Origin of the sequence: Massilia sp. LjRoot122, assembly GCF_964252725.1 — a bacterium.
Lineage (GTDB): Bacteria > Pseudomonadota > Gammaproteobacteria > Burkholderiales > Burkholderiaceae_D > Telluria.
This window is the reverse complement of sequence record NZ_CAXUPB020000001.1, coordinates 1,694,340-1,718,916: the sequence shown is the minus strand read 5'-3', so window position 1 is coordinate 1,718,916 and position 24,577 is coordinate 1,694,340. Positions and strand designations below refer to the sequence as shown.

Sequence of the window (24,577 nt, the reverse complement as noted above, 5' to 3'; positions counted from 1 at the left end):
CGCCCACGCGGTGATAGTTAGCTGCAATCTGACGGACGGGTTGATCTTGCTCCGTTTGAACGCGTGGGCGGCGAAGCCGCCCACCCTACGAATCCGACGCAGCGCAAACCGGGCCTCGCCCCTAACTCCGACAATGGCCTTGACGCCATCTCGGAGAATTGCATGTTTCGCATCATCCACGCCCTGCTCGCGCTGGCCGCGCTGTGCACCTGGGTGCCGGCTCCCGCCGCAGTGGCGGACCACGCAAATAACCATCCCGTCATCCTGGTCCACGGCTTTCTCGGCTTCGGGCCGGACAGCTTCGCGCACAGCGGCTTCAACTACTGGGGCGGCTATGGGGACATCGCCAAACACATGCAGGTCTACCGCGGCCCGCGCACCGTGTTCGCGGCCGCGGTCGGCCCGGTCAACTCCAACTGGGACCGCGCCGCCGACCTGTACGCCCAGATCAAGGGCGGCTGCGTCGACTACGGCGCGGTCCACGTGCGCAAGGTCGGCCTGCCGGGCCAGCAGCAGAAACCCGCCGGCAAGTGCTGGGCCGCCGACCCGAAGAACAACCCGGACAACTACCCGCTCGCGCTCTACCCCGTCTGGGACGAGAAGCATCCGCTTCACTTCATTGGCCACAGCCAGGGAGGCACCACCATCCGCGCCCTGGTCGAGCTGCTGGAACACGGCTCGCCCGACGACGAAGGGGATCACACGCTGTTCAAGGGCGGCAAGCTGGGCTGGGTGCGCAGCGTGACGACGATCTCGACGCCCCACAACGGCACCACCTTCGCCGATGCCGTGCTGAACGTGGCGCCGCCCTTACAGACGCCGCTCGGCGAGCTCTTCAAACACCGCTGGGCCAACTGGGAGATGTCGCCGGACGGCGCGCGCGAATTCAATGCCTGGGCGCGCACCTCGCCGCACATCTACTGGTACTCGGTGGGGACGGTGGCGACCGAAGCCGGCAGCTGGTGCTGCAACGGCACCGACCGCGTGATCGCGCCGGTGCAAACCACCTTCCACCAGTACCCGCGGCTCGACATGATCCCGGCCTTCAAGGGCACGGCGGGCGAATGGATCGTGCCCTCGGTCCTGCAGAACGGCCTGGGCGGCTATACCCAGCAGGGAGCCGGGCGGGTGCGCGTCGACAGCGAGTGGTTCGCCAACGACGGGGTGGTGAATACCGCCAGCATGCGGGCGCCGGCGGGACATGCGGTGCGGGAGTACGACGGCAGGTCGGTGAAGGGAGCGTGGAACTTCCTGGGGAATTACCGGGGGTACGACCACTTCGATATCCTGAACTGGCCGAATCCGGGGCCGTCAGCGAATCCGGTGTACGAGCGGATCAGCGACATCATTTTTGAGCTGCCTCCTTGAGGCCGTTAGCGCTGAACCCGACCGGCAACCTAAAAACCGTCATCCCGGCGAAGGCCGGGATCCAATTCCGTCGCGCAGTGATGGCGCTTCGCGGATGCGTTAACGATCACTCAGCAAACTTGGATCCCGGCCTGCGCCGGGATGACGGCTCTACTGCTAACGGTGAAATGTGCAAGCACCCTCAATTCACGCTGCGCAGCCCCCGCGCCAGGTCCGACAGGCGATACGGCTTGCTCACGAAGGTGAAGTCGCCCAGCCGGTACTGGTCCAGCTTGAGCGCCGGCTGCGGATAGCCCGAGGCCAGCATCACCTTGATGTTCGGGTAGTTCTCGCGCGTGTACTCGGCCAGCTCGATGCCGTTCACCCCGTTCGGCATGACGATGTCGGTAAACAGGATGTCGACGTCGCGGCTGGCCAGCACGCCCATGGCTTCCTGGCCGCTGGCCGCGGTGGTGACTTCGTAGCCCATGCTCATGAACAGTGCCGAGGCCACGTCCAGCAGGTCCGGCTCGTCCTCGACGATCAGCACCGTCTCTGAATCGCCGTGCGCCAGTTCGCGGTCTTCCGACGTCACCGCCGGCAGGTAGATCGCGATCGTGGTGCCCTCCCCCAGCGTGCTCTGAATGACCACTTCGCCGCCCGACTGCTTGATGAAGCCGTACACCTGCGACAGGCCCAGGCCCGTGCCCTTGCCGGTCTCCTTGGTCGTGTAGAAGGGCTCGAAGGCGCGCTGCACCGTTTCCGGCGTCATGCCGGTGCCGGTGTCGGTCACCGACACGCACACATAGAGCCCCGGCGCCAGCTGCGCCACTTCGCCTTCCTGCAGCGTGAGCTGGGCGGTGTCCAGCACCAGCCGGCCGCCCTCGGGCATGGCATCGCGCGCGTTCACGACCAGGTTGAGCAGCGCCGATTCGAAGCGGGCGCCGTCCACCACCGCGCTGCCGGCCTGCGGGTCGAGGTTGAACTCGAACTCGATGCCGGTATGCCCGGCACGGCGCAGCACCGACTCGAAGCCCGAGATCAGGCGGTTGATGCTGCGCGTCTCCGGCTGCAGCGGCTGCTGGCGCGCAAAGGCGAGCAGCTGCTGGGTGAGCGTGGCGCCGCGGTCGATCGCGCGCCGCATGCTGTCGAGCGTCTTGGCGTCGCCGCTGCCCTGGCGGCTCATACCCAGCACTTCGAGGCCGCTGGCCAGCACCGACAGCAGGTTGTTGAAGTCGTGCGCGACGCCGCCGGTGAGCTGGCCGATCGATTCCATCTTCTGAGACTGGAACAGGGCCAGCTGCGCCTGCTCGAGCGCTTCCTCGGTCCGCTTCTTCTCGGTGAGGTCGCGCGTGATCTTGGCAAAGCCCAGCAGCTTGCCCTCGTCGTCATGGACCGCGTCGATGATGACGTGGGCCCAGAAGCGGGTACCGTCCTTGCGCTGGCGCCAGCCTTCGGCCTCGTAGCGGTCCTCGCGCCCGGCGGTGGCGAGCGCGCGCTGCGGCAGGCCCTTGCTGCGGTCTTCCTCGGTATAGAAGCGCGAGAAGTGGTCGCCGACGATCTCGTCGTAGGAATAGCCCTTGATGCGCTCGGCGCCCACGTTCCAGTTCGTCACCACGCCTTCGGGCGACAGCATGTAGATCGCGTAATCGGTGACGCCCTGCACCAGCAGGCGGAAGCGCTGCTCGCTCTCGCGCAGCGCATCCTCGGCCTGCTTGCGCTGGGTGACGTCGCGGGTGATCTTGGCATAGCCCAGCAGGTTGCGGTGCTCGTCGTAGATCGGGTCGATCACCACGTGGGCCCAGAAGCGGGTGCCGTCCTTGCGCACGCGCCAGCCCTCGGACTCGTATTTGCCGTGCTCGAGGGCGTGCGCCAGGGCCCGCGCCGGCAGCCCGTCCTCCTGGTCTTCCGGCGTATAGAAGCGCGAGAAATGCTCGCGCAGGATCTCGTGCGGCCGGTAGCCCTTGAAGCGCTGGGCGCCGGCATTCCAGCTGGCGATGTGGCCGGACGGGTCCAGCATGTAGATGGCGTAGTCGCTGATGCCGGCGATCAGGTACTGGAACCGTTGTTCGTCGGTCAAGGGGGGCTTGGCAGGATGTTGCGTGTTCATGGGCCGAGACGCTTCCGATCAGGTGCGGCAAATATCCTATCATACCGATACTCAGCAATAACAGCCTGCCCGATTGACTTGTATAGATGAGGCAAGCTTGAAAATTCTGCCACCAAAAGCTTGATCTGCCGAATTTGACGCTACAATATCGAATTGTATCTTCCGCAGGCTTTTTGTTTGCAATGACCCAGGCCCCCACCGCCACTCTCGACCTCAGCCGCTGTGCGGACGAACCGATCCGCACCCCGGGCAGCATCCAGCCGCATGGCTTCATGCTGACGCTGTCGCCTGGGCCGGGGCTGAGTCTGCCCGTGCTGCAGGCCAGCGCCAACCTCGAACGCTGGACCGGCATCCCGGCACATGGCGCTCTCGGCCGTCCGCTGGCGCAGGTGGTGGGCGCCGACGCGGCCGCACGCATTGCCGCCGAGCTCGAGGCCAGCCCGGCGGTGTCGCGGCCCGCCTATATCGGCACGGTCACGGCCGGCAACGGTGCCCACTTCGATGTCCTGGTCCATGCCTGGGACAGCCTGCTGATCCTCGAATTCGAAGCGGTGGAGCGCCGCCGCGCCGCCGACTTCCGCAACCTGTACCCGCTGATCGGCGACTTCCTGCTCAAGGTGAACCAGCCGGCCACGATCCCGGAAATGTCCGAGCTGGCCGCCCGCCACGTGCGCGAAGTGACCGGCTACGGCCGCGTGCTGGTCTACCAGTTCGACAGCGACGGCCATGGCCGGGTGCTGGCCGAATCGAAGGAAGACGGCTACGAGTCCTATCTCGGCCAGCACTTCCCGGCCAGCGACGTTCCGGCCCAGGCGCGCGCGCTGTACACGCTGTCGCCGATCCGCGTGATCCAGGACGCCAACTACGAGCCGGCGCCGCTGCTGCCCGAGCTGAACCCGGTGACCGGCCAGCGCAACGATTTGTCCTTCGCGGCGCTGCGCAGCGTCTCGCCGGTGCACCTGCAATACATGCGCAACATGGGCACGCTGGCCTCGATGTCGGTGTCGATCATCGTCAAGGGCAAGCTGTGGGGCCTGATCTCCTGCCACAATGCGGCGCCCTGCCCGGTTTCGGTCGAGAAGCGCACCGCCTGCGAGCAGCTGGGCCAGATCCTGGCGCTGTGCATCGGCTCGCGCGAGGACTCCGGCGAACTGCAGTTCCGCCTCGAGGTGCGCCGCATCATGGTCGAGATGCTGGGCCACCTGACCAAGGGCGCCGACTTCATCGAAAACATGAGCGGCGTGTTCCCCGAGCTGCTGCGCTTCGCGCGCGCGGGCGGGGTCGCCATCGTGGTGGACGAGCGCGTGCTGACCTACGGCGACACGCCGGACGAGCCGCAGATCCGCGCCCTGGCCGACTGGCTGTCGCTGCAGGGGAATACCGAAGTGTTCCACACCGACCACCTGACGGACATTTATCCCGCGGGCGCGGACATGGTGCGCAATGCCAGCGGCCTGATGGCCCTGCCCATCTCGCGCATCCACCAGCACTACCTGCTGTGGTTCCGCCCTGAGGTGGTGCAGACCATCGAGTGGGCCGGCAACCCGCACGGCAAGCAGGCCGCGCCCGGCGATCCCGCGCAGCTGACGCCGCGCATGAGCTTCCAGGTCTGGCGCGAGACCATCCACGGCCGCAGCCAGCCCTGGCACACGGCCGAGATCGAACTGACGGTCGAGTTCCGCAGCGCGCTGCTGGGCATCGCGCTGGAGCGCGCCGAACAGATGGCCGAGCTGGCCGAGGAACTGGGGCGCGCCAACAAGGAGCTCGAAGCCTTCTCGTACTCGGTCTCGCACGACCTGCGCGCGCCGCTGCGCCACATCGTCGGATTCTCCGACCTCCTGATCGAATCGGCCGGCGCCGAGGACCTGGAGCGGCGCCAGCGCTTCCTGAAGAACATCAAGGAATCGGCGCGCCTGGCCGGCAAGCTGGTCGACGACCTGCTGTCGTTCTCGCAAATGGGCCGCGCCGCGCTGCGCCCAACCCGGGTCGACATGAACGACCTGGTGGCGGCCTGCATCGACAAGCTCGGCACGGAGATGCAGGGCCGCAACGTCGACTGGCACATCGAGCCGCTGCCCGTGGTCTGCGCCGACCCGAGCTTCCTGCACCTGGCGGTATTCAACCTGCTGTCGAACGCGGTGAAGTTCACCGCCCAGCGCGACCCGGCGGTCGTCACCATCACGTCGGAAGAAGACGCCGATTTCACGGTGTTCCACGTGGCCGACAACGGCGTCGGCTTCAACATGGAGTACGTGCACAAGCTGTTCGGCGTATTCCAGCGCCTGCACCGCCTGGAAGACTTCCAGGGCACCGGCATCGGCCTGGCCAACGTGCGCCGCATCATCGAGCGCCACAACGGCCGCGCTTGGGCCAACTCCGTACCGGGAGAAGGCGCGACCTTCTCCTTCAGTATTCCGAAACACCCAGCTCACTGAGGCAACGCAATGCTCAAGCCCATCCTCCTGGTCGAAGACAACCCGCACGATCTCGAACTGACGCTGATCGCGTTGTCGAAGAGCCAGCTGGCCAACGAGGTCGTCATCGTGCGCGACGGCGCCGAGGCGCTCGACTACCTGCACCGCCGCGGCGAATTCGCCGAACGCGCGGTCGGCAACCCGGCCGTGATCCTGCTCGACCTGAAGCTGCCCAAAGTGGACGGGCTCGAAGTGCTCAAGGAAATCCGCGAGACCGAGGGGCTCAAGAGCGTCCCGGTGGTGATGCTGACCTCGTCGAAGGAAGAGCAGGACGTCGTGCGCAGCTATTCACTGGGCGTGAATGCCTACGTGGTCAAGCCGGTGGACTTCACTGAATTCCTGAAGGCGATTGCCGACCTGGGAATGTTCTGGGCGGTCCTGAATGAACCGCCGCCGGGCTCGCGCCGCTACGTCAAGCCCAAGTGATTCTGCTGGCCCGGCTGCCTGCCTGAGGCGGCGGCCACCTGGGCGCCATGCTGCTCGCGCCTGGCCCGGCGCAGCAGGTGGCGGATGCGCGCGCTGAGCGCTTCCGGGTGGTAGGGCTTCTGCAGCAGGTGCACCGAAGCGTCCAGCTTGCCCTCGTGCGACAGCACGCCTTCCGCATAGCCCGAGGTGTACAGCACCTGCGCATCCGGCAGGCGGCGCCGCACGATTTCCCCGAGCTGCAGGCTGCTGACCGGTCCCGGCATGATCACGTCGGTGAACACCAGGTCGATGTGACGGCCGCTGTCGATGATCTCCAGCGCGCTTTCCGCATCTTCCGCCTCCAGCACCTGGTAGCCCAGCGCCGACAGGATGCCGCAGGTCGAGTCGCGCACATCGGGCTCGTCCTCGACCACCAGGATGGTCTCCAGGCCGCCGGCCAGCGGCGCGTTGGCCACCTGCTCGACCGCCACCGGCGCGGCATCGCTGCGCGGCAGGTAGATGCGCACGCTGGTGCCCTGTCCCGGTTCGCTGCGCAGCACGATCTCGCCGCCCGACTGCTTCACGAACCCGTAGGCCATCGACAGGCCCAGGCCCGTGCCCTGCCCGGTCGGCTTGGTGGTGAAGAAGGGCTCGAAGGCGCGCAGCAGGACTTCCTGCGGCATGCCCTGGCCGGTATCAAGCACCTCGATCATGATGAAATTCCCCTGCGGGACCTCGGACGGCAGGTCCGGGCCGGGGCCGACATTGCTGGCGCGGATGGTCAGGGTGCCGCTGCCGGCCATGGCGTCGCGCGCATTGATGGCCAGGTTCAGCAGCACGTTGTTGAGCTGGCTCGGATCGACCATGGTGCTGCCCAGTCCGGGCTCGATCTCGGTGACGATGCGCGCGTTCGGTCCCAGCACGCGGCGCATCATGTCGTCCATGTCGCGCAGCAGGTGGCCGGGATCGACCACCACCGACTGCAGCGGCTGGCGCCGGGCGAAGGCCAGCAGGTGGGCCGCCAGCTTGGCGCCGCGCTCGACCCCGCCCAGGGCCATGTCGACACGGTTTTTCGCGCTGTCGTTGAGGTTGCCTACCAGCTTGAGCAGCTGCAGGTTGCCGCCGATGATCTGCAGGACGTTGTTGAAGTCGTGCGCCACGCCCCCGGTGAGCTGGCCGATCGCTTCCATCTTCTGCGCCTGGTGCAGGGCCGACTGGCTGGCGGCGAGCTGCTCCTGGCTCACGCGCAGCGAGGCAAAGGCGGCGTCGCGCTGGCGCCGCGCGACGCAGGCGCCGCTGTGGTAGCGCACGCGCGCCACCAGCTCGCGCGCATCGGGCCACTTGACCAGGTAGTCGTTGGCGCCGACGGCGAAGGCACGCGCCTTGATCTCGGGGTCGTCTTCGGAAGACAGGACGATGACGGGAACGTCTTCGGTGTCGGGATGGGCGCGCAGGCGCGCGGTGACTTCGAAACCGTCCAGGTCGGGCATGCGCAGGTCGACCAGCACCACCGTGGCGCGCACCTCGCGCGCCACCTCGACCGCACGCGCCGGACTCGACTCGTAGCACAGGGTATGACCGCTGCAATCCCGCAGTCCATGCGCGATGATGTCCTGGGCAAAGGGCTCATCGTCGATGAGGAGAATGGAGCATTCGGGACGTTCGTCAATCATTGCGGCAGGCTCGAGGACAAGTCACGATCTTGCAAAAAGGTAAGCATTGATTCTACTACATTATATAAAACGCGAGCACAACTGACAGATTTGACGGGTGCGCGCCTTGCAAGCGGCGTGTAGCAGCGCCATATCGGAGGCATGCCCAAGCGCCGCGCCGAACCGATGACCGAGGCTCCCGTGCCTGACGTATGCTGCCCGCTGTGCGGCCGCGTGCTCGGGACGGTCAATATCGACCGCCATCACCTGATTCCCAGGACGTTCAAGGGCAAGGAGCAGTTCCCGATCCATAAGATCTGCCACCGCAAGATCCACTCCGCCTTCACCGAGCGTGAGCTGCTGCAGACCTATCACACCTGGGAAGCGCTACGCGGGCACGACGACATCCGCAGTTTCGTCGATTGGGTGGCGAAGAAGCCGCCCGGCTTCTATACGCGCACGTATACCTCGAACAAGAAGAAGTTCCGCTAGACGCCGAAGCCAGCTTTGCGTGACTTCCCTCAGCCCTGTACAACGTCATCCCGGCGCAGGCCGGGATCCAATTCCGTCGAGTAGTGTCAGCGCTTCGCGGATACGATCGCGGTGAGGATGAGAACTTGGGTCCCGGCCTTCGCCGGGACGACGGTTTGAGTGTGCGGGAATGGAGTCATTAGCGCCGCATTCGAACGCCGGAATCGGGATAGGGGCGGCCATTGAGCCTGGCCGGGCCCCTCCCACACCACCCGGCATGCGGGTCCGCACCGGGCGGTTCGAGTAGTTGAGGTTAAGTGAGCCGAGGCATGCCAAGGCGGTCGAAGTAGGCAATCGTCAGCACGTTGTTCAGGGCGAGTCGGCTGTTGTGCCACCAGCGACGGCCATTTCTGGCCACCAGCAGCGCGACGTTCGGTTTGGCCCCTAGCTTCAGTAGCTCCCGGTGGATTGTCGTGCCTCGCCTCCAATGCTTGAGATGAATCGCACGCATTCGGTGACGCATCCATTCATCCAGCTTGCGCAGGACGCCTGATGTTTGTGCCAAGCCGAAATAGCCTTTCCATCCCAACACGTAAGAGCGCAGACGTTCAATTACTTCGCGAATACTGCGTCCACCAGTCCGGCGAGTAAGCTGCCTGATCTTCTGCCGGAACGTCTCCAATGCCTTCTTCGACACGGCGCGTTTAACCTCGCCTTTCGGGGCAGCCCATAGGGCATAGCCCAGAAATTTTCGGCCGAACGCACTGGCTACCGCACTCTTTGATTCATTGATCTTCAAGTGCAGCTTGTCGTATTGGCGCTTGAGCAGGGCCATCACCCGCTCGCCTGCCTTCTGGCTGCGCACATATACATTGCAGTCATCGGCATAGCGGGCAAAGCGGTGTCCCTGTCGTTCCAGCAACCGATCCACCTCGTCGAGAAGCACATTGGCCAATAGCGGCGAGAGCGGACCGCCTTGCGGCGTCCCTTCGCTCCGCTCGACCACCATGCCGCCATCCATGATGCCCGCGTTCAGGTAGGCGCGCACCAGCCGGATGATTCCAGCGTCGTGCACACGTTTCCTTAGGCGGTCGATCAGGATGTCGTGGTTGACCCGATCAAAGAACTTCGACAGATCGACGTCGACCACTGTGCGGTAGCCTTCCTGCACGTACTGCTGTGCTGCAAGCACGGCATCACGCGCACGCCGGCCGGGCCGGAATCCGTGGCTGTGCTCACTAAAGGTGGGATCGATCAGCGGTTGCAGCACCTGCAATAGTGCCTGCTGAATCAGACGGTCGGTCACGGTGGGTATCCCCAGTTCACGTTCGCTTCCATCTGGCTTCGGAATGCCCACGCGCCGTACCGGCATGGGCCGGTACGTGCCATTCATCAGTTGCTGCCTGATGAGGGGCCAAGCGTGCTTCAGGCGCTGTCCGGTCCGGGCAATGTCCAGGCCATCGACACCTGCAGCTCCCTTGTTCGCCTTCACGCGTTTCCACGCGCGTTGCATGTTCTCTCTAGCGAGCGCTTGCGCAAGCAAGTCTCGCCCTGTGCCTGCCAAGTCTTGTCGCGGGAATCGTGTTTCATCGCTGATCGCTTTGGACGAGGCTTCACCCCGCCTTGCCGCGACCTGCCCCGCTTGAGCGGGCATCTGATGCCGTACACGATTCATCGACAAGTTGTTCGACACTCCTACTCGTTCGGCCCTTCGCCCACACTGCGACTACTACGGCCTCTGCTGACTTCTCGCTCCGATTTTTTTTTTTCGTCGCCCTTTCAGGCACAAGACGAGATCTCCCCAGGTAAGAACGCACTCCTTCCCTGCACAACCGCCGGATTTACGCCACTTCACCTTGACCACAAGAGCTTCGCGGTTGTTTGCCCGCTCGCCCTGCTCGGCAGCGCCTCATATCCGATTCTTGTTCATCGGCTCGCAGTTTCGCTCCACACTTCCTCCCCACACTCGGTCGCCCTTATGCAGTTGTGCTTCGCTTCGCTCGCTGTGGTCAGCTCGCGGCGGGACTTTCACCCACAAGAGTGCGCCCATGCTGGGCGCACAAACAAAAAGGGCTGCACTTGCATGCAGCCCTTCGTATTCTGGCTCCCCGACCTGGACTCGAACCAGGGACCTGCGGATTAACAGTCCGTCGCTCTACCGACTGAGCTATCAGGGAAAAGAGGCCGCATTATAGCGGCCCGATTCGGATTTGACCAGTGCTTCGCGAAAACAGGCCGCCGGCGGCAGGCTGCAGGCGCCTTTGCTATAGTCGCGGCTTCCCCATCGACTCCGGCCAGACCCCATGACGACTCCACGCCTCTTCGGCACGCCCCTCTCCCCTTCCGCCACCAAAGTGATGCTGCTCGGCTCCGGCGAGCTCGGCAAGGAAGTGATCATCGCCCTGCAGCGCCTGGGCGTGGAAACCATCGCGGTGGACCGCTATCCGAACGCGCCGGGCCATCAGGTCGCGCACCGCGCGCACGTGATCGACATGACCGACGGCGTGGCCCTGTCCGCCCTGATCGCCCTGGAAAAGCCCGACCTGGTGGTGCCTGAAATCGAAGCCATCGCCACCGAAACCCTGGTCGCCCTCGAGGAAGCCGGCCGGATCACCTGCATCCCGACCGCGCGCGCCGCGCTGCTGACCATGAACCGCGAAGGCATCCGCCGCCTCGCCGCCGAGGAACTCGGCCTGCCGACCTCGCCCTACCGCTTCGCCAGCAGCCTGGAAGAACTGGAACAGGCCTGCGCGGCGGTCGGCTTCCCCTGCGTGGTCAAGCCGGTGATGTCCTCGTCCGGCAAGGGCCAGTCGAAACTCGACAGCGCGGCGGACGTCGCCGGCGCCTGGGAATATGCGGCCAGCGGCAGCCGCGTCGACGCCGGCCGCGTGATCGCCGAAGGCTTCATCGACTTCGACTACGAAATCACCCTGCTCACGGTGCGCTCGATCGGCGCCGACGGCCAGGTCGAGACCAGCTTCTGCGCGCCGATCGGCCACAAGCAGGTGCAGGGCGACTACGTGGAATCCTGGCAGCCGCACCCGATGAGCCCCGCCGCGCTGGCGAGCGCGCGCGACATCGCGGCCAAGGTGACGGCAGACCTGGGCGGTTGCGGCGTGTTCGGCGTCGAGCTGTTCGTCAAGGGCGACATGGTGTGGTTCTCGGAAGTGAGCCCGCGCCCGCACGACACCGGCATGGTGACCATGGCCAGCCAGGTGCAGAGCGAATTCGAGCTGCATGCGAAAGCCGTACTTGGCCTGCCGGTCGACGTGGCGCTGCGCGCCCCCGGTGCCTCGGCCGTCATCTATGGCCAGCACGAGGCTGCGGGCATCGCCTTTGAAGGCGTAGCCGACGCCCTGCGCGTGCCGGGTGTCGACCTGCGCCTGTTCGGCAAGCCGGAATCCTTCGCGCGCCGCCGCATGGGCGTGGCGCTGGCAACCGCGGATGATGTCGAGACGGCGCGCCAGCGTGCGCTGGAAGCGGCCTCGCGCGTCAAGCCGGTGATCCGCTGACGCGCGCCGCGCCGGTGTAAGGAAACCTGCCCAGGCGCAGGCTCTGAGAGAAGCTCTACGGTGAAACGATCGCTGCAGGGCTTCATCGAAGCAGCGGTATCCGTTCCGCCAGCACGTCCGCCACTGCCCTGACGGATGGCAGTTGACCGCGCCGGTGCGGTATCAGCAAGCTGGTCGTCACCTGTCCCGCCGTCCATTCAGGCAGCACCCGCAGCAGCTGGCCGGCCTGCAAGGCCGCGCCGCACAGCTTGCGCGGCAGGCAGGCAATGCCCATGCCGCCGGCGGCCGCAGCCAGCAGGATGCTCGACTCGTTGGCTGACAGGCGGCCGCGCGGCAGCACCTCGACCACTTCGGCGTTGCGCTGCAGGCGCCAGGGTGCCGCCTGCGGATGAACGAGCAATCCCTCATGCCCCGCCAGCTCGGCCGGCGCCGCAGGCATGCCGTGGGCGGCCAGATAATCCGGCGCCGCCACCAGGTACACGGGATCCACGCACACGGTGCGCTGGATGAGGCCTGAATCCGGCAGCGGCGCGAAGTGATCGCGCACGGCGATATCGATGCCTTCCTGGATGATGTCGACGAAGCGGTCGGCTGCCTGGACGGCCACATGCAGCTTGGGATACCTGCGCGCGAGTTCCAGCAAAGGCTGCGCCAGCGCGGCCTGCGCCGTGGGAATCGAGGCGGTGATGCGCACGATGCCGCTTGGTTCGGCCAGCCGCTGGCGCACTGCGTTTTCGGCCGCCTCCGCCTCGATCAGCATGGCGACAGCGTGCCGGTGAAACTCCCGCCCCAGATCGGTCACCGTGAAGCGGCGCGACGAGCGCTGGATCAGGCGTACGCCCAGCTCTGCCTCAAGCGCCGTGATGCGCTTGGACAGCGTGGATTTCGGCGTTCCCGTGACGCGGGCGGCAGGCGCGAAGCCGCCATGGTCGATGACCTGGGTGAAGAAATACACGTCATTCAGATTCAGCATCATCGTCTCCATTTATGGACGCTGATTCTACTTTAGACCGTCTATCGCCGCATCGTCCACGAAACTATAGTTCATGTACTTTCACTCAGGAGATCAACATGGAACAGGTCCTTTTCTACGGCGTACCGAGCGGCTGCTCGCTGGCATCGATCATCGCGCTCGAATGGCTTGGACAGCCTTACAAGCTGTGCCGTATCGAGATGCTCGAACACCCGTGGCCGGCCACCTTTGCGCGCGCCAACCCACGGATGAAAACCCCGGCGCTGATGCTGTCGCCGCAGGTGAGCCTGACCGAAAGCCTCGCGATCCTCCAGCACATCGGTTCGCGTGGGATCGACGCCGGCCTGGGCTTCCGGCAAGGCACGCTGGAATTCGACCGCCTGGCCGAAACCTTGTCCTATCTGACGACCGACTTTTTCGCGTCGTTCGCGCCACTGTGGAAGCTGGTTGAAACCACGGGCTTGCCGGAAGACCTGCGCCAGCGCATGCGTTCGGAAGCAGTGGCGCAGGTGAACGTGGAACTCGGCCACGTCGAGCGCGTGCTGGCCGACCGCGCATGGCTGCTGGGAGGCGCCAGCCCAACGGTCGCGGATGCCTATCTGTTCGCAGTCGGCCGCTGGGCGGCGTATCACGAAGTGAGCGACATTGCGAGCACCTACCCGGCCGTCTTCGCCCACGCCGAACGCATGAAGGAGCTGCCGGCCGTGCGTTTCGCGCTGGGCATCGAGGCGAATGAACCGGTGCAAGGGGGCAGCGGGTTCCGGGGCCATGTGAGCCTGGCCACGCTGCAGGAATCAGGCGTTCTTTGACACGCTGAAATGAAAACAGCCCTGCGATTTCTCGCAGGGCTGCATTTATTCTGGCTCCCCGACCTGGACTCGAACCAGGGACCTGCGGATTAACAGTCCGTCGCTCTACCGACTGAGCTATCAGGGATTAGAGGCCGTATTATAGCAGTGCTTTTCCATTCCGCGAAGCCCCGTGCTATCGAAAGGAAAGATTTCCTACACCTGGACCCGCTTGACCAGCTTCGCCAGTTCGTCCAGCACCAGCCGCGGCTCCGACATCTGCGGGAAATGCGCGCTGCGCGGCGCGATCACCCGCTCGCCCAGCGGCGACAGGCGCGCCAGCTCCAGCTGGGTGCGCTCGCGTTCGCGTTGCGCCTCGCTGGAGACCATCCAGCGCGGCAGCCGCTTGCCGCCCGACAGTACGGTGAGGGGAATCGGCGGGAACGGCGGCGCTTCCGCGATTTCCTCGACGGTCTCCGCTTCGTTGCTGATCTCGTCATTCGGATCCAATGGCGAGACACGGTCCAGCAGGCTGGCCACGGCGCGCTGCAGGACGGAGCGGTAGCGCTTCATGTTGTGCACGTCGCTGGGTGCCGTCGCCTCCAGGAACAGCACGCCGCAGGTCTCCTCGGGATACACGCGCGCGAACAGGTTGGCATGCAGGCCACCGAAGGAATGCCCGACCAGCAGGAAAGGCGGCTTGGCGCCGATCTCGCGCAGCAGTGCGCGCAATTGCAGGATGACGGTGGTGCCCATTTGGGGCTCGCGCGGACGCCCACTGCCGCCGAGGCCGGGCCGGTCGTAGGTCATCACCGTGCCCAGCGCCTCGATCTCGGGAAACAGCTTGATCCAGCCCTCCAGGGCGGCGCCGGCGCCGCCCAGCATGACGATGGTCGGGCTGCCCTTCCCCGACAAGGAAAACCGGAACACCTGTCCGCCGACGGCGAGCCTTTTGCTCGATGGTAGATGTTTCACTGTTCGTCCTGAAGAGTTTGCTGCCGCCAGCGTACCGCGTGTACGTGCCACCTTGCAACCAAAAGTGTGGTTTTGCGCATGACTAGTCCTGGAATAGGTTGACAGTTATAAGTTCCAAAAACTGTTCCTTCCTGTCTTCATAACGCCCGGTGAATCTCATCGGGCGTTTTGTATTTCAGGGCTTGGTGCGGTCGTTCTCGGTTATAGATTGCCACTGACTGTGCAACCATACGCTTTGCTTCCGCCAAGTCATGAGGGCGGTGCAAGAGGAACTCGGTTTTCAAGATGCCATTGATGCGTTCAGCCAGCGCATTCTGATAGCAGTCGTACCCATCGGTCATTGAGCAAGTAGTGCCATGTTTGGCATGCAAGGCCTGATAGGTACCCGCACAGTACTGGATGCCGCGGTCAGAGTGGTGGATCAACGGGAGACAGCTTCGCCTCGAGTGCAAGGCCATCTTGAACGCCTCGGCTACCTCTTCGGTCTGCAAGCTCGCGTGGACGTAGTAGCCAACAATCTTGCGTGAGTAAGCGTCGGTCACCAAGCTCAGATAGACGCATCGCTCACGCGTCGGGACATAGGTGATGTCGGCTACCCAGACCTGCTCCGGACGGTGAACGTCAGCTGTGTCCATTCCCGGCTTGAGCAAGTTCGGATGCTTGTAGAACCGATAGAAGCTGTCGGTGGTCTTGTGGTAGGCACGCGCTTTTGGGACGAGCAAGTGTGCTCGTTTGAGGGTAGCGAACATACCGTCGCGGCCCAGTTTGATGTCCTTGGCTGCCAGACGCCGACGCAGCATGTGATGCAGTTTTCGCACGCCAATCCTGGGCTGGCGCCGCCTGACTTCCCGCACCAGCTCCACGACCTTCTCATCGCGCTCATGCAAGTCCGTTTCAGACTTGACCTGCTGGTAGTACGCCTGACGGCTACAACCGAAAAATTTGCAAGCTCGGGCGAGACTCAAGCCGGCTACCTTCTTTTGCTCGATGACTCGCCGGAATGCTTTTTTGGCAGTTTGACCCCGTATTCCGTACGGATTACTTCCAGCATCGCTTCGAAAAGCTGAGCCTTTTGATTCGCTTCCTTGAGCTGCGTTTCCAGTTCCTTGATGCGCTGCTCCGGCGTTTGGGGCATTGTCTGCTTGCTCACGGGATCACTCCTGCGTCGGCCTAACATGCTCAGGCTACCCCAATCCTGCCGTCCGTGCTTACGCAACCAGACCAAGACCGTCGAGCGCCCCTGGATCCCGTAGCGCTTTTGCGCCTGCTTGTACGTCAGCTCGCCTTTTTCTACCTCATCAACTACCGCCAGCTTAAAAGCCAGCGTGTAATCGCGCTGCGTCCGCTTTTCCCTCTTGTCCATGTCAACACTCCTGGAAGTGTCAACCTATTTCAGGACGGGTCAGCAACAACAAAAAAGGCCACATCTCGCGATGTGGCCTTTTAAAAATTCTGGCTCCCCGACCTGGACTCGAACCAGGGACCTGCGGATTAACAGTCCGTCGCTCTACCGACTGAGCTATCAGGGAATTGATGACAGCATTATATGTTTGCGGTGACAGCGTGTCAAATTCACGTCATGTCGCGCAGCCATTTTTGCTGCTCTTCGGCAATGACTCTCGTCAGTTCCGAAGAGCCGCGATTTTAAAGAACTTTCGCAACGGCGTCAACGACGCGGTCGATGTTGGTCGAGTTCAGGGCGGCGACGCAGATACGGCCGGTGTCGACCGCGTAGATCGACTGTTCGCGCAGCTTGCCGACCTGCTCTTTCGTCAAGCCCGAGTACGAGAACATGCCCACCTGCTGGCGCACGAATTCGAAATCGTGGCCCGGCGCTTTCTCTTTCAGCTTCTCGACCATCACGTTACGCATTTCGCGAATGCGCACGCGCATGCCGGCCAGTTCTTCTTCCCACAGCTGGCGCAGTTCCGGCGTCGCCAGCACGGTGGCGACGACCTTGCCGCCGTGGGTCGGCGGGTTCGAGTAGTTGGTGCGGATGACGCGCTTGAGCTGCGAGAGCACGCGCGCGGTTTCTTCGGCGCTGGTGCCGACGATCGACAGTGCGCCGACGCGCTCGCCGTACAGCGAGAAGGATTTCGAGAACGAATTCGACACCAGCAGCGGGATGCCGGTCTCGGCGAAGCGGCGCACCACGGCGCCGTCTTCGGCGATGCCGGCGCCGAAGCCCTGGTAGGCCATGTCGAGGAAAGGCACCAGGCCGTTGGCGACCACGGCTTCGATCACCTGGCCCCATTGGTCCTGGGTCAGGTCGGCGCCGGTCGGGTTGTGGCAGCAGGCGTGCAGCACCACGATCGCGCCGCGCGGCATCGCGTTCAGCGCGGCCAGCATGCCGGCGAAGTTCACGCCGTGGGTGGTCGGATCGTAATAGGTGTAGTTGTTGACGGCGAAGCCCGCGCTCTCGAACAGCGCCCGGTGGTTTTCCCAGCTCGGGTCGCTGATGTAGACCTCGGAATCCGGCGAGAAACGCTTGAGGAAGTCGGCGCCCAGCTTGAGCGCGCCGGTACCGCCAATGGCCTGCGCGGTGATCGCACGCTTCTCTTGAATTACGGCGCTGTCGGCCCCAAATACCAGCTCTTGCACGGCCTTGTCGTACGCAGCCAGCCCTTCGATCGGCAGGTAGGTGCGCGGTGCCGGCTGTTCCATCAGCTTCGCTTCCGCCTTCTGCACGCACTGCAGCAAAGGCACCTTGCCATTATCATCATAGTAGACGCCGACGCCGAGATTGATCTTGGCCGGATTGGTATCTGCATTGAATGCTTCGGTAATGCCCAGGATAGGGTCGCGGGGCGCCATTTCAATGGCGCCGAAAAGGCTGGCGGAGGCTGTGGAAGTCATCGTGATAAACTGAGTTTTGTCGGTGGGTTCGCAGCGGTTTCATGGAACGACACTGCTTGTATAGTCATGCTGCAGTGCCGCAAGCGGATTCCCATTCTAGCAAAGGTCTGAAAGTATGGCAGATTTATCCATCGCAAATGCCCCGGAACCGACGGTCATCACCTACCCGGACTCGCCCTTCAAGCTGCACCAGCCCTTCCCTCCGGCCGGTGACCAGCCGACCGCGATCGCCGGTCTGATCGAAGGCATCAATGACGGCCTGATGTACCAGACCCTGCTCGGCGTGACGGGCTCCGGTAAAACCTACACGATGGCGAACGTGATCGCGCAAGCGGGCCGCCCGGCCATCGTCTTCGCGCCGAACAAAACGCTGGCGGCCCAGCTGTATGCGGAGTTCCGCGAATTCTTCCCGCAGAACGCGGTCGAGTATTTCGTCTCCTACTACGATTACTACCAGCCGGAAGCCTATGTGCCGCAGCGCGACCTGTTCATCGAAAAGGACTCGTCGATCAACGAGCACATCGAGCAGATGCGCCTGTCCTGCACCAAGTCGCTGATGGAGCGGCGCGACGTGGTCATCGTGGCCACCGTGTCGGCCATCTACGGTATCGGTAATCCGAACGAATACCACAAGATGGTCCTGACGCTGCGCCATAAGGACAAAGTGGCGCAGCGCGACATCATCGCGCGCCTGATCCAGATGCAGTACACCCGCAACGAGATGGACTTCTCGCGCGGCTCCTTCCGCGTGCGCGGCGACACCATCGACATCTTCCCGGCGGAGCACGCCGAGCTCGCGATCCGCGTCGAGATGTTCGACGACGAGATCGAATCGCTGCAGCTGTTCGACCCGCTCACGGGCCGCGTGCGCCAGAAGATCCCGCGCTTCACGGTCTATCCGGGCTCGCACTACGTCACGGCGCGCTCGACCGTCCTGCGCGCGGTGGAATCGATCAAGGCCGAGCTGCGCGACCGCCTCGAATACTTCCGCAACGAGAACAAGCTGATCGAAGAACAACGCCTCGAGCAGCGCACCCGTTTCGACCTCGAGATGCTGGCCGAGATCGGTTTTACGAAGGGCATCGAGAACTACTCGCGCCACCTGTCCGGTTCGATGCCGGGCGAACCGCCGCCGACCCTGATCGACTACCTGCCCAAGGACGCCCTGATGTTCATGGACGAGTCGCACGTGATGATCGGCCAGCTCAATGCGATGTACAACGGCGACCGCTCGCGCAAGGTCAACCTGGTCGACTACGGCTTCCGCCTGCCCTCGGCGCTGGACAACCGGCCGCTGAAGTTCCAGGAGTTCGAAGGCAAGATGCGCCAGACGATCTTCGTCTCGGCCACGCCGGCGGACTACGAAAAGGAAAAGGCCGACAACGTGGTGGAACAGGTGGTGCGCCCCACCGGCCTGGTCGACCCGCTGGTCATCGTCAAGCCGGCGCGCTCGCAGGTCGAAGACCTGATGAGCGAGATCACCGACCGCATCGCCAAGGACGAGCGCGTGCTGGTGACCACGCTGACCAAGCGCATGGCCGAGCAGCTGACCGAATACCTGAGCGACCACGGCATCAAGGTGCGCTACCTGCACAGCGACATCGAGACGGTGGAGCGCGTGGAGATCCTGCGCGACCTGCGCCTGGGCACCTTCGACGTGGTGGTCGGCATCAACCTGCTGCGCGAGGGCCTGGACTTGCCGGAAGTGTCATTGGTGGCGGTGCTGGATGCGGACAAGGAAGGCTTCCTGCGTTCCGAGCGTTCGCTGATCCAGACCATCGGCCGCGCGGCGCGTAACCTGAACGGCGTGGCGATCCTCTATGCCGACCAGATGACCGATTCGATGAAGCGCGCGATCGACGAGACCGAACGCCGCCGCGCCAAGCAGATCGCCTTCAACGAGGCGAACGGCATCACGCCGAAGGGCGTGAACAAGAAGATCAAGGACATGATCGACGGCGTGTACAGCAACGCCGCGCAAAAGGCCATGGTCGAGGGCATCCAGGAAGACGCGGCGACGGCCAAGGTCGAGTCGATGAGCGAGAAGCAGATCAGCAAGGAGATCAAGCGCCTCGAGAAGCTCATGGTGGACCATGCCAAGAACCTCGAGTTCGAGAAGGCGGCCCAGGTGCGAGATCAGCTGCACGTGCTCAAGCAGCAGGCCTTCGGGGCGCCGGGGACGGACAACGTGGTGTCCATCCTGGGCAAGTAAGCTCGGCAAGCCTACGAAACCGGTCCCGCAGTTCCGGGAACGGTTTTTTTTCGCCTTAGTCTTTCTTCGCCGGTGCGAATTCCGGGTAGGTCGCGTCAATGGCCTTGATGATCGCCCTGGACTGGTCTGCATAATTGGCATAGCGCTTGAACAGCTGCTCGGGCGCGATCATCATCTTCACCAGCCGCTTGCCCTTGGGTGAAGTGAACACCCGGAAGTGCTCGTCCAGCTCATCGCCATTCAGCTCGTTGTCCTGGTAGGTACGCAGCTTGTCCTGCCGGTTCAACCAGCCGCCCTCGGAAGAACGAATCTGCGGCAGCGCCATCTGGTACAGATTGAAGATCGTGTCGAGCAGCTGCTGGTCTTCGATGTAAGCCATCTTTCCGCTCGAACGGAAGCCTTCGTAGCGGCTGATGTTTGGCCTGAAATGATAGTTGGCGTCGGACGCCGCCACGACCCTGGCGAAGGTCTTCTCGTCCGGCTTCTGTCCGGCTTCCAGCGCGGCCAGGTAGGTGAAATTGCTGTTGAAGCCGCGGTAGGCCTTGGCGATGTCGTCGACCTGTTCGATGTCGGCGGCCAGGTCGGTCCGCAGTCCGCTCAGGAAGGCGCGCACTTCCTGCTGCTGGTGGTGATGTTCGCTGAGGCCATGCAGCCAGATACTGAGGCTGACGGCAAACACGATCGTGAAGAATTCGATCGCGATTTCGCGCAGCTTGTGGGGAAGTGGGTGCTCCTTGCTGCTCGCCAGGCGAATGATCTTCTGGCCATGCTTGATGACTTCCTGGTCTGCCATCTTCAATACCCTGGTAAATGAGATGGGCGCGACTATAAGCTATTCTTGAGAAAAGAAAAGTGTTTCCAGACGAGTTATGCAGGGCGGTTGAACATGCGGGGATCGAAGCGGTATGACCTCGCAATACTGAGCTTCACATCCGCATACGCAGGATGCTCCGGGTTGATCACCAGGTTGACGCCCTCTCCCACGATGACCGACGGCACCCGCATGTAGAGGTGGTGGCATTTCTGCAGGAAGGCGGTGCCGAATTCGGTCGCGCTGCCGCCATCGTCCAGATCGTCCCAGCCTTCGGGCAGCTCGTCGCGCGCCACGTCCATGCCGAGCTCCGGATCGTCAGGCAGGTCCACCGCGACCAGTACCAGCCCCGGTTCATCGCCCTCGGTATGGACGAATTTCTCGAGCACCGCCAGCTCCACCGTCATGGCCGAATACAGGGCCGCGCAGCCCTCTTCGTGCCAGTGTCCGCCACTCTTGCGCGCGCCCTCGCAGCTGCGGTCGAGGGCCACGTCTTCCTCTGCGATTCTCCAGGTTCTCATGCGGGCTTGTCTCCTGTTGTCCCGGGTCCAGCATACACCGGCTGCGGGCGCGGGCCGCGCACGGATGGGGCAGGAATCAGGCGGCCGGCGCGCGTACTTCGGCCAGGATGCGCAGCAGCTCCGACAGGTCCGCCGGCTTGACCAGGTGGCGGTCGAAGCCGGCCTGGCGCGCGCGTTCGCGGTCTTCGCTCTGGCCGTAGCCGGTGAGCGCGATCAGCATCGCATTCGCGGTATCGGGCGAGGCGCGCAGGCGGCGCGCCAGCTCGTGGCCGTCCATGTCGGGCAGACCGATATCGAGCAGCATGACCTCGGGACGTTCGCGCAGCGCGCGCGCCAGGCCGCCGGTGCCGTCGTATTCGACGCTCACCGCATGGCCGTGGGCTTCCAGCAGCGTGGCCAGCATCTGGGCGGCGTCGGCGTTGTCGTCGACCACCAGCACCCGTACCGGACCGTCGTGTGCCTGCGCCTCGTGCTCCGGTTCCTGCGAGCCTGGCGCGGACTGCAGCAGCGGCAGGCACACCACGAACTCGCTGCCGCGGTTCGGACCTTCGCTGTACGCGGCCACCCGCCCGCCGTGCAGGGCGACGAGACTCTTCACCAGGGCCAGACCGATGCCCAGGCCGCCCTGCGAGCGGTCGGGTGTACGCTCGGCCTGGGTGAACAGGTCGAAGATGTAGGGGAGCACCTGCGGCTCGATGCCCTGCCCGTTGTCGGACACCGCGATCACGGCCTCGCTTTCCTCGCGGGAGACGCGCACCACGATCCTGCCGCCGGCGGGTGTGTACTTGGCCGCGTTGTTCAGGATGTTCGAGATCACCTGCACCAGGCGCGTGCGGTCGCCCGACACATGCAGCGGCTGCGGCGCGTTCTCCAGCTTCAGCTCATGCCGTTTCATGTCCAGCAGCGGCCGCACCTGCTCGACGGCGCCATGGACCACCGCCGCCACATCGACTTCTTCCTTTTCGAGCTCGGCCAGGCCGCGCGTCACGCGCGAGACGTCGAGCAGGTCGTTCACCAGGTTGGTCATGTGTTCGGCCTGGCGCACGATGATCTCGCTGGCGTGGCGCGCGCGCTGCGGGTCGAGCGTGCCGCGCTGCAGCAGCTGGGCGGCGGTGGTAATCGGCGCCAACGGGTTGCGCAGCTCGTGCGCCAGCATCGCCAGGAACTGGTCCTTCTGGCGGTTGGCGGCGCGCAGTTCGTCCTCCACGCGCTTGCGCATGGTGACGTCGCTGCCCTCCACGAAAATGCCGGCCACCTCGCCCTTCGGGCCGCGGATTGGCTGGTACACGAAGTCGACGAAGCGTTCTTCCAGCGGCGCATTGGCGTCGCGCTGGACGCGCACCGGTACCGCGTGGCCGACAAAAGGCTCGCCCGAGTGATACACCTGGTCGAGCAGCTCGAAGAAGCCCTGCCCCGCCACTTCGGGCAGCGCTTCGCGTGCGGGCTTGCCGATCAGCTCGCGGCGTCCGATCAGCTGCAGGTAGGAGTCGTTGGTGATTTCGAAAACATGGTCCGGGCCGCGCAGCACGGCGAGGATGCCGGGCGCCTGTTCGAACAGCGTCATCAGGCGCTGGTTTTCCTCTTCCCGGTAACGCTCGGCCAGCACCTCGCCGGTCATCTCGACGCAGGCGCAATACATGCCCGCCACCGTGCCGTCCTCATCGCGTACCGGCGAATACGAGAAGCGGAACCAGGTGTCCTCGTCGTAGCCGTGGCGGTGCATGCGCAGCGGCATGCGGTCCATGTAGGTGGAATCGCCCTTGAGCGCCCGCACGATCAGCGGATGGAGATCGTCCCAGATCTCGCGCCAGATGTCGTGGAAGCGCCGGCCGAGCGCCATCGGATGCTTCTCGCCCAGCACGGGAACGTAGGAGTCGTTGTACAGGAAGCCGAGTTCCGGCCCCCAGGCCACGAACATCGGGAACTTCGAGTTGAGCATGAGGCCGACCGTGGTGCGCAGGGCCTGCGGCCAGGTACGCGGATGGCCGAGCGGCGAATTCGACCAGTCGTGGGCCCGCATCATGGCCCCCATCTGGCCGCCCCCGCTCAGGAAAGGCAGCCATTCTGACGGGGTCTCGTGTTCCGTTTTCATGCGTTCATGCCTGCGGTCGCGGCCGCCATTATCGTGTTAGCAAAAGTGTGCCAGAAAGGCGACGCTGGCCCCCACACCGCTGCCTTCACAGTGTCTTGACGAATTCACGGATGCCGCCCAGCAGCATCTCGACCGACATGGCGGTCAGGATCAGGCCCATCAGGCGCTCGAAGGCGGTCATGACCTGCGGGCCGAGCTTCTGCTGCAGGCGCTCGGCGCTCAGGAACACGGCCAGCCACACCACGCCGACGGCGGCCAGCGCGGCCACGTGCACCATGGTCTCGGTCAGGCTTCCCGAGCTGAACAGGAGCACCGTTGCCAGGGCCGACGGGCCGGCCAGCGCCGGGATCGCGAGGGGCACGATGAAAGGCTCGCCACCCTCGTTGCGGCCGAGTACGCCGTCGGGATGCGGGAAGATCATGCGGATCGCAATGATGAGCAGGATGACCGCACCGCCGATGCGCAGCGCCACCGGCGACAGGTGCAGCGCCGCCAGGAAGTGCTGGCCGAAGAACATGAAGACGAGAAGCAGAAGGAAGGCGATCGCGCATTCGCGCACCACGATGCGGGCGCGGCGCTGGACCGGCACTTCCTTCAGTGCCGCGACGAACAAGGGGACATTCCCGAACGGGTCGGTGACGAGGATCAGCAGGATGAAAGTCTGGAAGAAGCTCTGGGTCATCGGTTTCTGATTGTTATTGTCGGCAACCGCCGCATCTTAACAGACTGCCATGAAATGGCGACCCCGGCTTTGTATCAGGGCTCCACGGAATGGGTGCGCTTGAGCGTGCGCAGCACGAACGTGGAGCGGCTGTGGCGGATGCCGGGAATCTTGTACAGGCGCTGGCGCAGGAAGCGCTCGTAGCCCTCGGTGCCGGCCACCGCCACCTTGATCAGGTAATCGTAGTCGCCGGTCAGCAGGCTGGCTTCCATTACCTCGGGCAGCTCCGCCAGCGCCTTGCCGAACTGTTCGAAGATCTCGTCGTCGTGGCGCTCGAGCGTGACCTCGATGATGACGGTGTCCGGCAGGCCCAGCGCGCGCTGGGAAAGGATCGCGGCGTATTCCTCGATGAAGCCGGCTTCTTCCAGGGCACGGACCCGGTTCCAGCAAGGCGTGGGCGACAGGTGGACGCTGTCGGCTAGTTTCTGGTTGCTGATGCGGCCGTCCGTGCGCAGGATGCGCAGGATCTTGCGGTCGATTTCGTCGAGTTCGCCATCCTTCATGAAGATTCCCCTATGTTTGACTTAAAACGCAGATGATTCTCCCACAATTTTGGCAAAATAGAAAAACTACAAAAGCACCTTTCGGGACCGCGCCGCTACCATGGAATCACTTTATCGAGACCTTCCCGCGCCGCCCTGAACCTCCGCCACGACC

General features: G+C 64.1%; 18 protein-coding genes, 3 tRNA genes and 1 pseudogene. 7 read left to right on the top strand and 15 right to left on the bottom strand.

Going from position 1 to position 24,577, the window contains the following annotated elements:
* The first annotated feature begins 162 nt into the window (after positions 1–162).
* The gene (locus tag ACSQ25_RS07545; RefSeq protein ID WP_436105087.1) at positions 163–1,368 is read left to right on the top strand and encodes an esterase/lipase family protein; all 1,206 of its coding nucleotides are present in this window, start codon (positions 163–165) and stop codon (positions 1,366–1,368) included.
* A gap of 181 nt (positions 1,369–1,549) precedes the next feature.
* On the opposite strand, the gene ACSQ25_RS07540 is transcribed toward ACSQ25_RS07545, so the two are convergent.
* Complete coding sequence (locus ACSQ25_RS07540) at positions 1,550–3,457, bottom strand: PAS domain S-box protein (RefSeq protein ID WP_436105086.1); 1,908 nt, start codon at positions 3,455–3,457, stop codon at positions 1,550–1,552.
* A gap of 182 nt (positions 3,458–3,639) precedes the next feature.
* Here ACSQ25_RS07540 and ACSQ25_RS07535 point away from each other — a divergent pair, with 182 nt between their 5' ends.
* Together ACSQ25_RS07535 and ACSQ25_RS07530 are read left to right on the top strand one after the other, a co-directional pair.
* Entirely contained in the window at positions 3,640–5,892 is a 2,253-nt protein-coding gene (locus ACSQ25_RS07535; RefSeq protein WP_436105085.1) for an ATP-binding protein, read from the top strand.
* Positions 5,893–5,901: 9 nt separating this feature from the next.
* A complete protein-coding gene (locus ACSQ25_RS07530) occupies positions 5,902–6,357 on the top strand; it encodes a response regulator (protein ID WP_436105084.1) in 456 nt (151 codons plus the stop codon).
* On the opposite strand, the gene ACSQ25_RS07525 is transcribed toward ACSQ25_RS07530, so the two are convergent.
* On the bottom strand, positions 6,339–8,009 hold the full coding sequence (locus ACSQ25_RS07525; RefSeq protein ID WP_436105083.1) for a response regulator: 1,671 nt from the start codon (positions 8,007–8,009) through the stop codon (positions 6,339–6,341). The two genes, ACSQ25_RS07530 and ACSQ25_RS07525, sit on opposite strands and share 19 nt — an antisense overlap.
* A gap of 141 nt (positions 8,010–8,150) precedes the next feature.
* Here ACSQ25_RS07525 and ACSQ25_RS07520 point away from each other — a divergent pair, with 141 nt between their 5' ends.
* Positions 8,151–8,480 (top strand): hypothetical protein, encoded by a 330-nt coding sequence (locus ACSQ25_RS07520; protein WP_436105082.1) that lies wholly within the window; start codon positions 8,151–8,153, stop codon positions 8,478–8,480.
* A gap of 292 nt (positions 8,481–8,772) precedes the next feature.
* Here ACSQ25_RS07520 and ltrA read toward each other — a convergent pair whose 3' ends face one another.
* Both ltrA and ACSQ25_RS07510 read right to left on the bottom strand, forming a co-directional pair.
* A complete protein-coding gene (gene ltrA / locus ACSQ25_RS07515) occupies positions 8,773–10,134 on the bottom strand; it encodes a group II intron reverse transcriptase/maturase (protein ID WP_436108037.1) in 1,362 nt (453 codons plus the stop codon).
* A gap of 426 nt (positions 10,135–10,560) precedes the next feature.
* A tRNA-Asn gene (locus ACSQ25_RS07510) sits at positions 10,561–10,636 on the bottom strand.
* 126 nt (positions 10,637–10,762) lie between these two features.
* Between ACSQ25_RS07510 and purT the strand changes: the two genes are divergently transcribed.
* On the top strand, positions 10,763–11,971 hold the full coding sequence (gene purT, locus ACSQ25_RS07505; RefSeq protein WP_436105081.1) for a formate-dependent phosphoribosylglycinamide formyltransferase: 1,209 nt from the start codon (positions 10,763–10,765) through the stop codon (positions 11,969–11,971).
* Between the two features lie 82 nt (positions 11,972–12,053).
* On the opposite strand, the gene ACSQ25_RS07500 is transcribed toward purT, so the two are convergent.
* Positions 12,054–12,944: a LysR substrate-binding domain-containing protein gene (locus ACSQ25_RS07500; RefSeq protein ID WP_436105080.1), complete on the bottom strand. Its 891-nt coding sequence runs from the start codon at positions 12,942–12,944 to the stop codon at positions 12,054–12,056.
* A 98-nt stretch (positions 12,945–13,042) separates the two neighbouring features.
* Here ACSQ25_RS07500 and ACSQ25_RS07495 point away from each other — a divergent pair, with 98 nt between their 5' ends.
* The gene (locus ACSQ25_RS07495; protein ID WP_436105079.1) at positions 13,043–13,753 is read left to right on the top strand and encodes a glutathione S-transferase family protein; all 711 of its coding nucleotides are present in this window, start codon (positions 13,043–13,045) and stop codon (positions 13,751–13,753) included.
* Positions 13,754–13,804: 51 nt separating this feature from the next.
* On the opposite strand, the gene ACSQ25_RS07490 is transcribed toward ACSQ25_RS07495, so the two are convergent.
* The 5 genes and pseudogenes from ACSQ25_RS07490 to ACSQ25_RS07470 all read right to left on the bottom strand — a co-directional run bounded on the left by ACSQ25_RS07490 (position 13,805) and on the right by ACSQ25_RS07470 (position 17,563).
* A tRNA-Asn gene (locus ACSQ25_RS07490) sits at positions 13,805–13,880 on the bottom strand.
* 68 nt (positions 13,881–13,948) lie between these two features.
* The gene (locus tag ACSQ25_RS07485) at positions 13,949–14,707 is read right to left on the bottom strand and encodes an alpha/beta fold hydrolase (protein WP_436105078.1); all 759 of its coding nucleotides are present in this window, start codon (positions 14,705–14,707) and stop codon (positions 13,949–13,951) included.
* Positions 14,708–14,789: 82 nt separating this feature from the next.
* Positions 14,790–16,070 (bottom strand): annotated as a pseudogene (locus tag ACSQ25_RS07480) (IS3 family transposase).
* 90 nt (positions 16,071–16,160) lie between these two features.
* A tRNA-Asn gene (locus ACSQ25_RS07475) sits at positions 16,161–16,236 on the bottom strand.
* A gap of 115 nt (positions 16,237–16,351) precedes the next feature.
* Positions 16,352–17,563 carry an amino acid aminotransferase gene (locus ACSQ25_RS07470; protein WP_436105077.1) on the bottom strand — a complete coding sequence of 404 codons (1,212 nt, stop codon included), beginning with the start codon at positions 17,561–17,563 and terminating at the stop codon, positions 16,352–16,354.
* Positions 17,564–17,678: 115 nt separating this feature from the next.
* Between ACSQ25_RS07470 and uvrB the strand changes: the two genes are divergently transcribed.
* Positions 17,679–19,775, top strand: a complete 2,097-nt coding sequence (gene uvrB, locus ACSQ25_RS07465) for an excinuclease ABC subunit UvrB (protein ID WP_436105076.1) — start codon at positions 17,679–17,681, stop codon at positions 19,773–19,775.
* Between the two features lie 55 nt (positions 19,776–19,830).
* Here uvrB and ACSQ25_RS07460 read toward each other — a convergent pair whose 3' ends face one another.
* From ACSQ25_RS07460 to ACSQ25_RS07440, 5 genes are all read right to left on the bottom strand, one after another.
* Positions 19,831–20,568 (bottom strand): DUF6090 family protein, encoded by a 738-nt coding sequence (locus ACSQ25_RS07460; protein WP_436105075.1) that lies wholly within the window; start codon positions 20,566–20,568, stop codon positions 19,831–19,833.
* 74 nt (positions 20,569–20,642) lie between these two features.
* The gene (locus ACSQ25_RS07455) at positions 20,643–21,107 is read right to left on the bottom strand and encodes an RES family NAD+ phosphorylase (protein ID WP_436105074.1); all 465 of its coding nucleotides are present in this window, start codon (positions 21,105–21,107) and stop codon (positions 20,643–20,645) included.
* Positions 21,108–21,183: 76 nt separating this feature from the next.
* Complete coding sequence (locus ACSQ25_RS07450) at positions 21,184–23,199, bottom strand: hybrid sensor histidine kinase/response regulator (protein WP_436105073.1); 2,016 nt, start codon at positions 23,197–23,199, stop codon at positions 21,184–21,186.
* 85 nt (positions 23,200–23,284) lie between these two features.
* Positions 23,285–23,881, bottom strand: coding sequence for a MarC family protein (locus ACSQ25_RS07445; RefSeq protein WP_436105072.1), 597 nt, complete (start codon positions 23,879–23,881; stop codon positions 23,285–23,287).
* Between the two features lie 74 nt (positions 23,882–23,955).
* Positions 23,956–24,423: an Lrp/AsnC family transcriptional regulator gene (locus ACSQ25_RS07440; RefSeq protein WP_436105071.1), complete on the bottom strand. Its 468-nt coding sequence runs from the start codon at positions 24,421–24,423 to the stop codon at positions 23,956–23,958.
* Positions 24,424–24,577 lie beyond the last annotated feature (154 nt).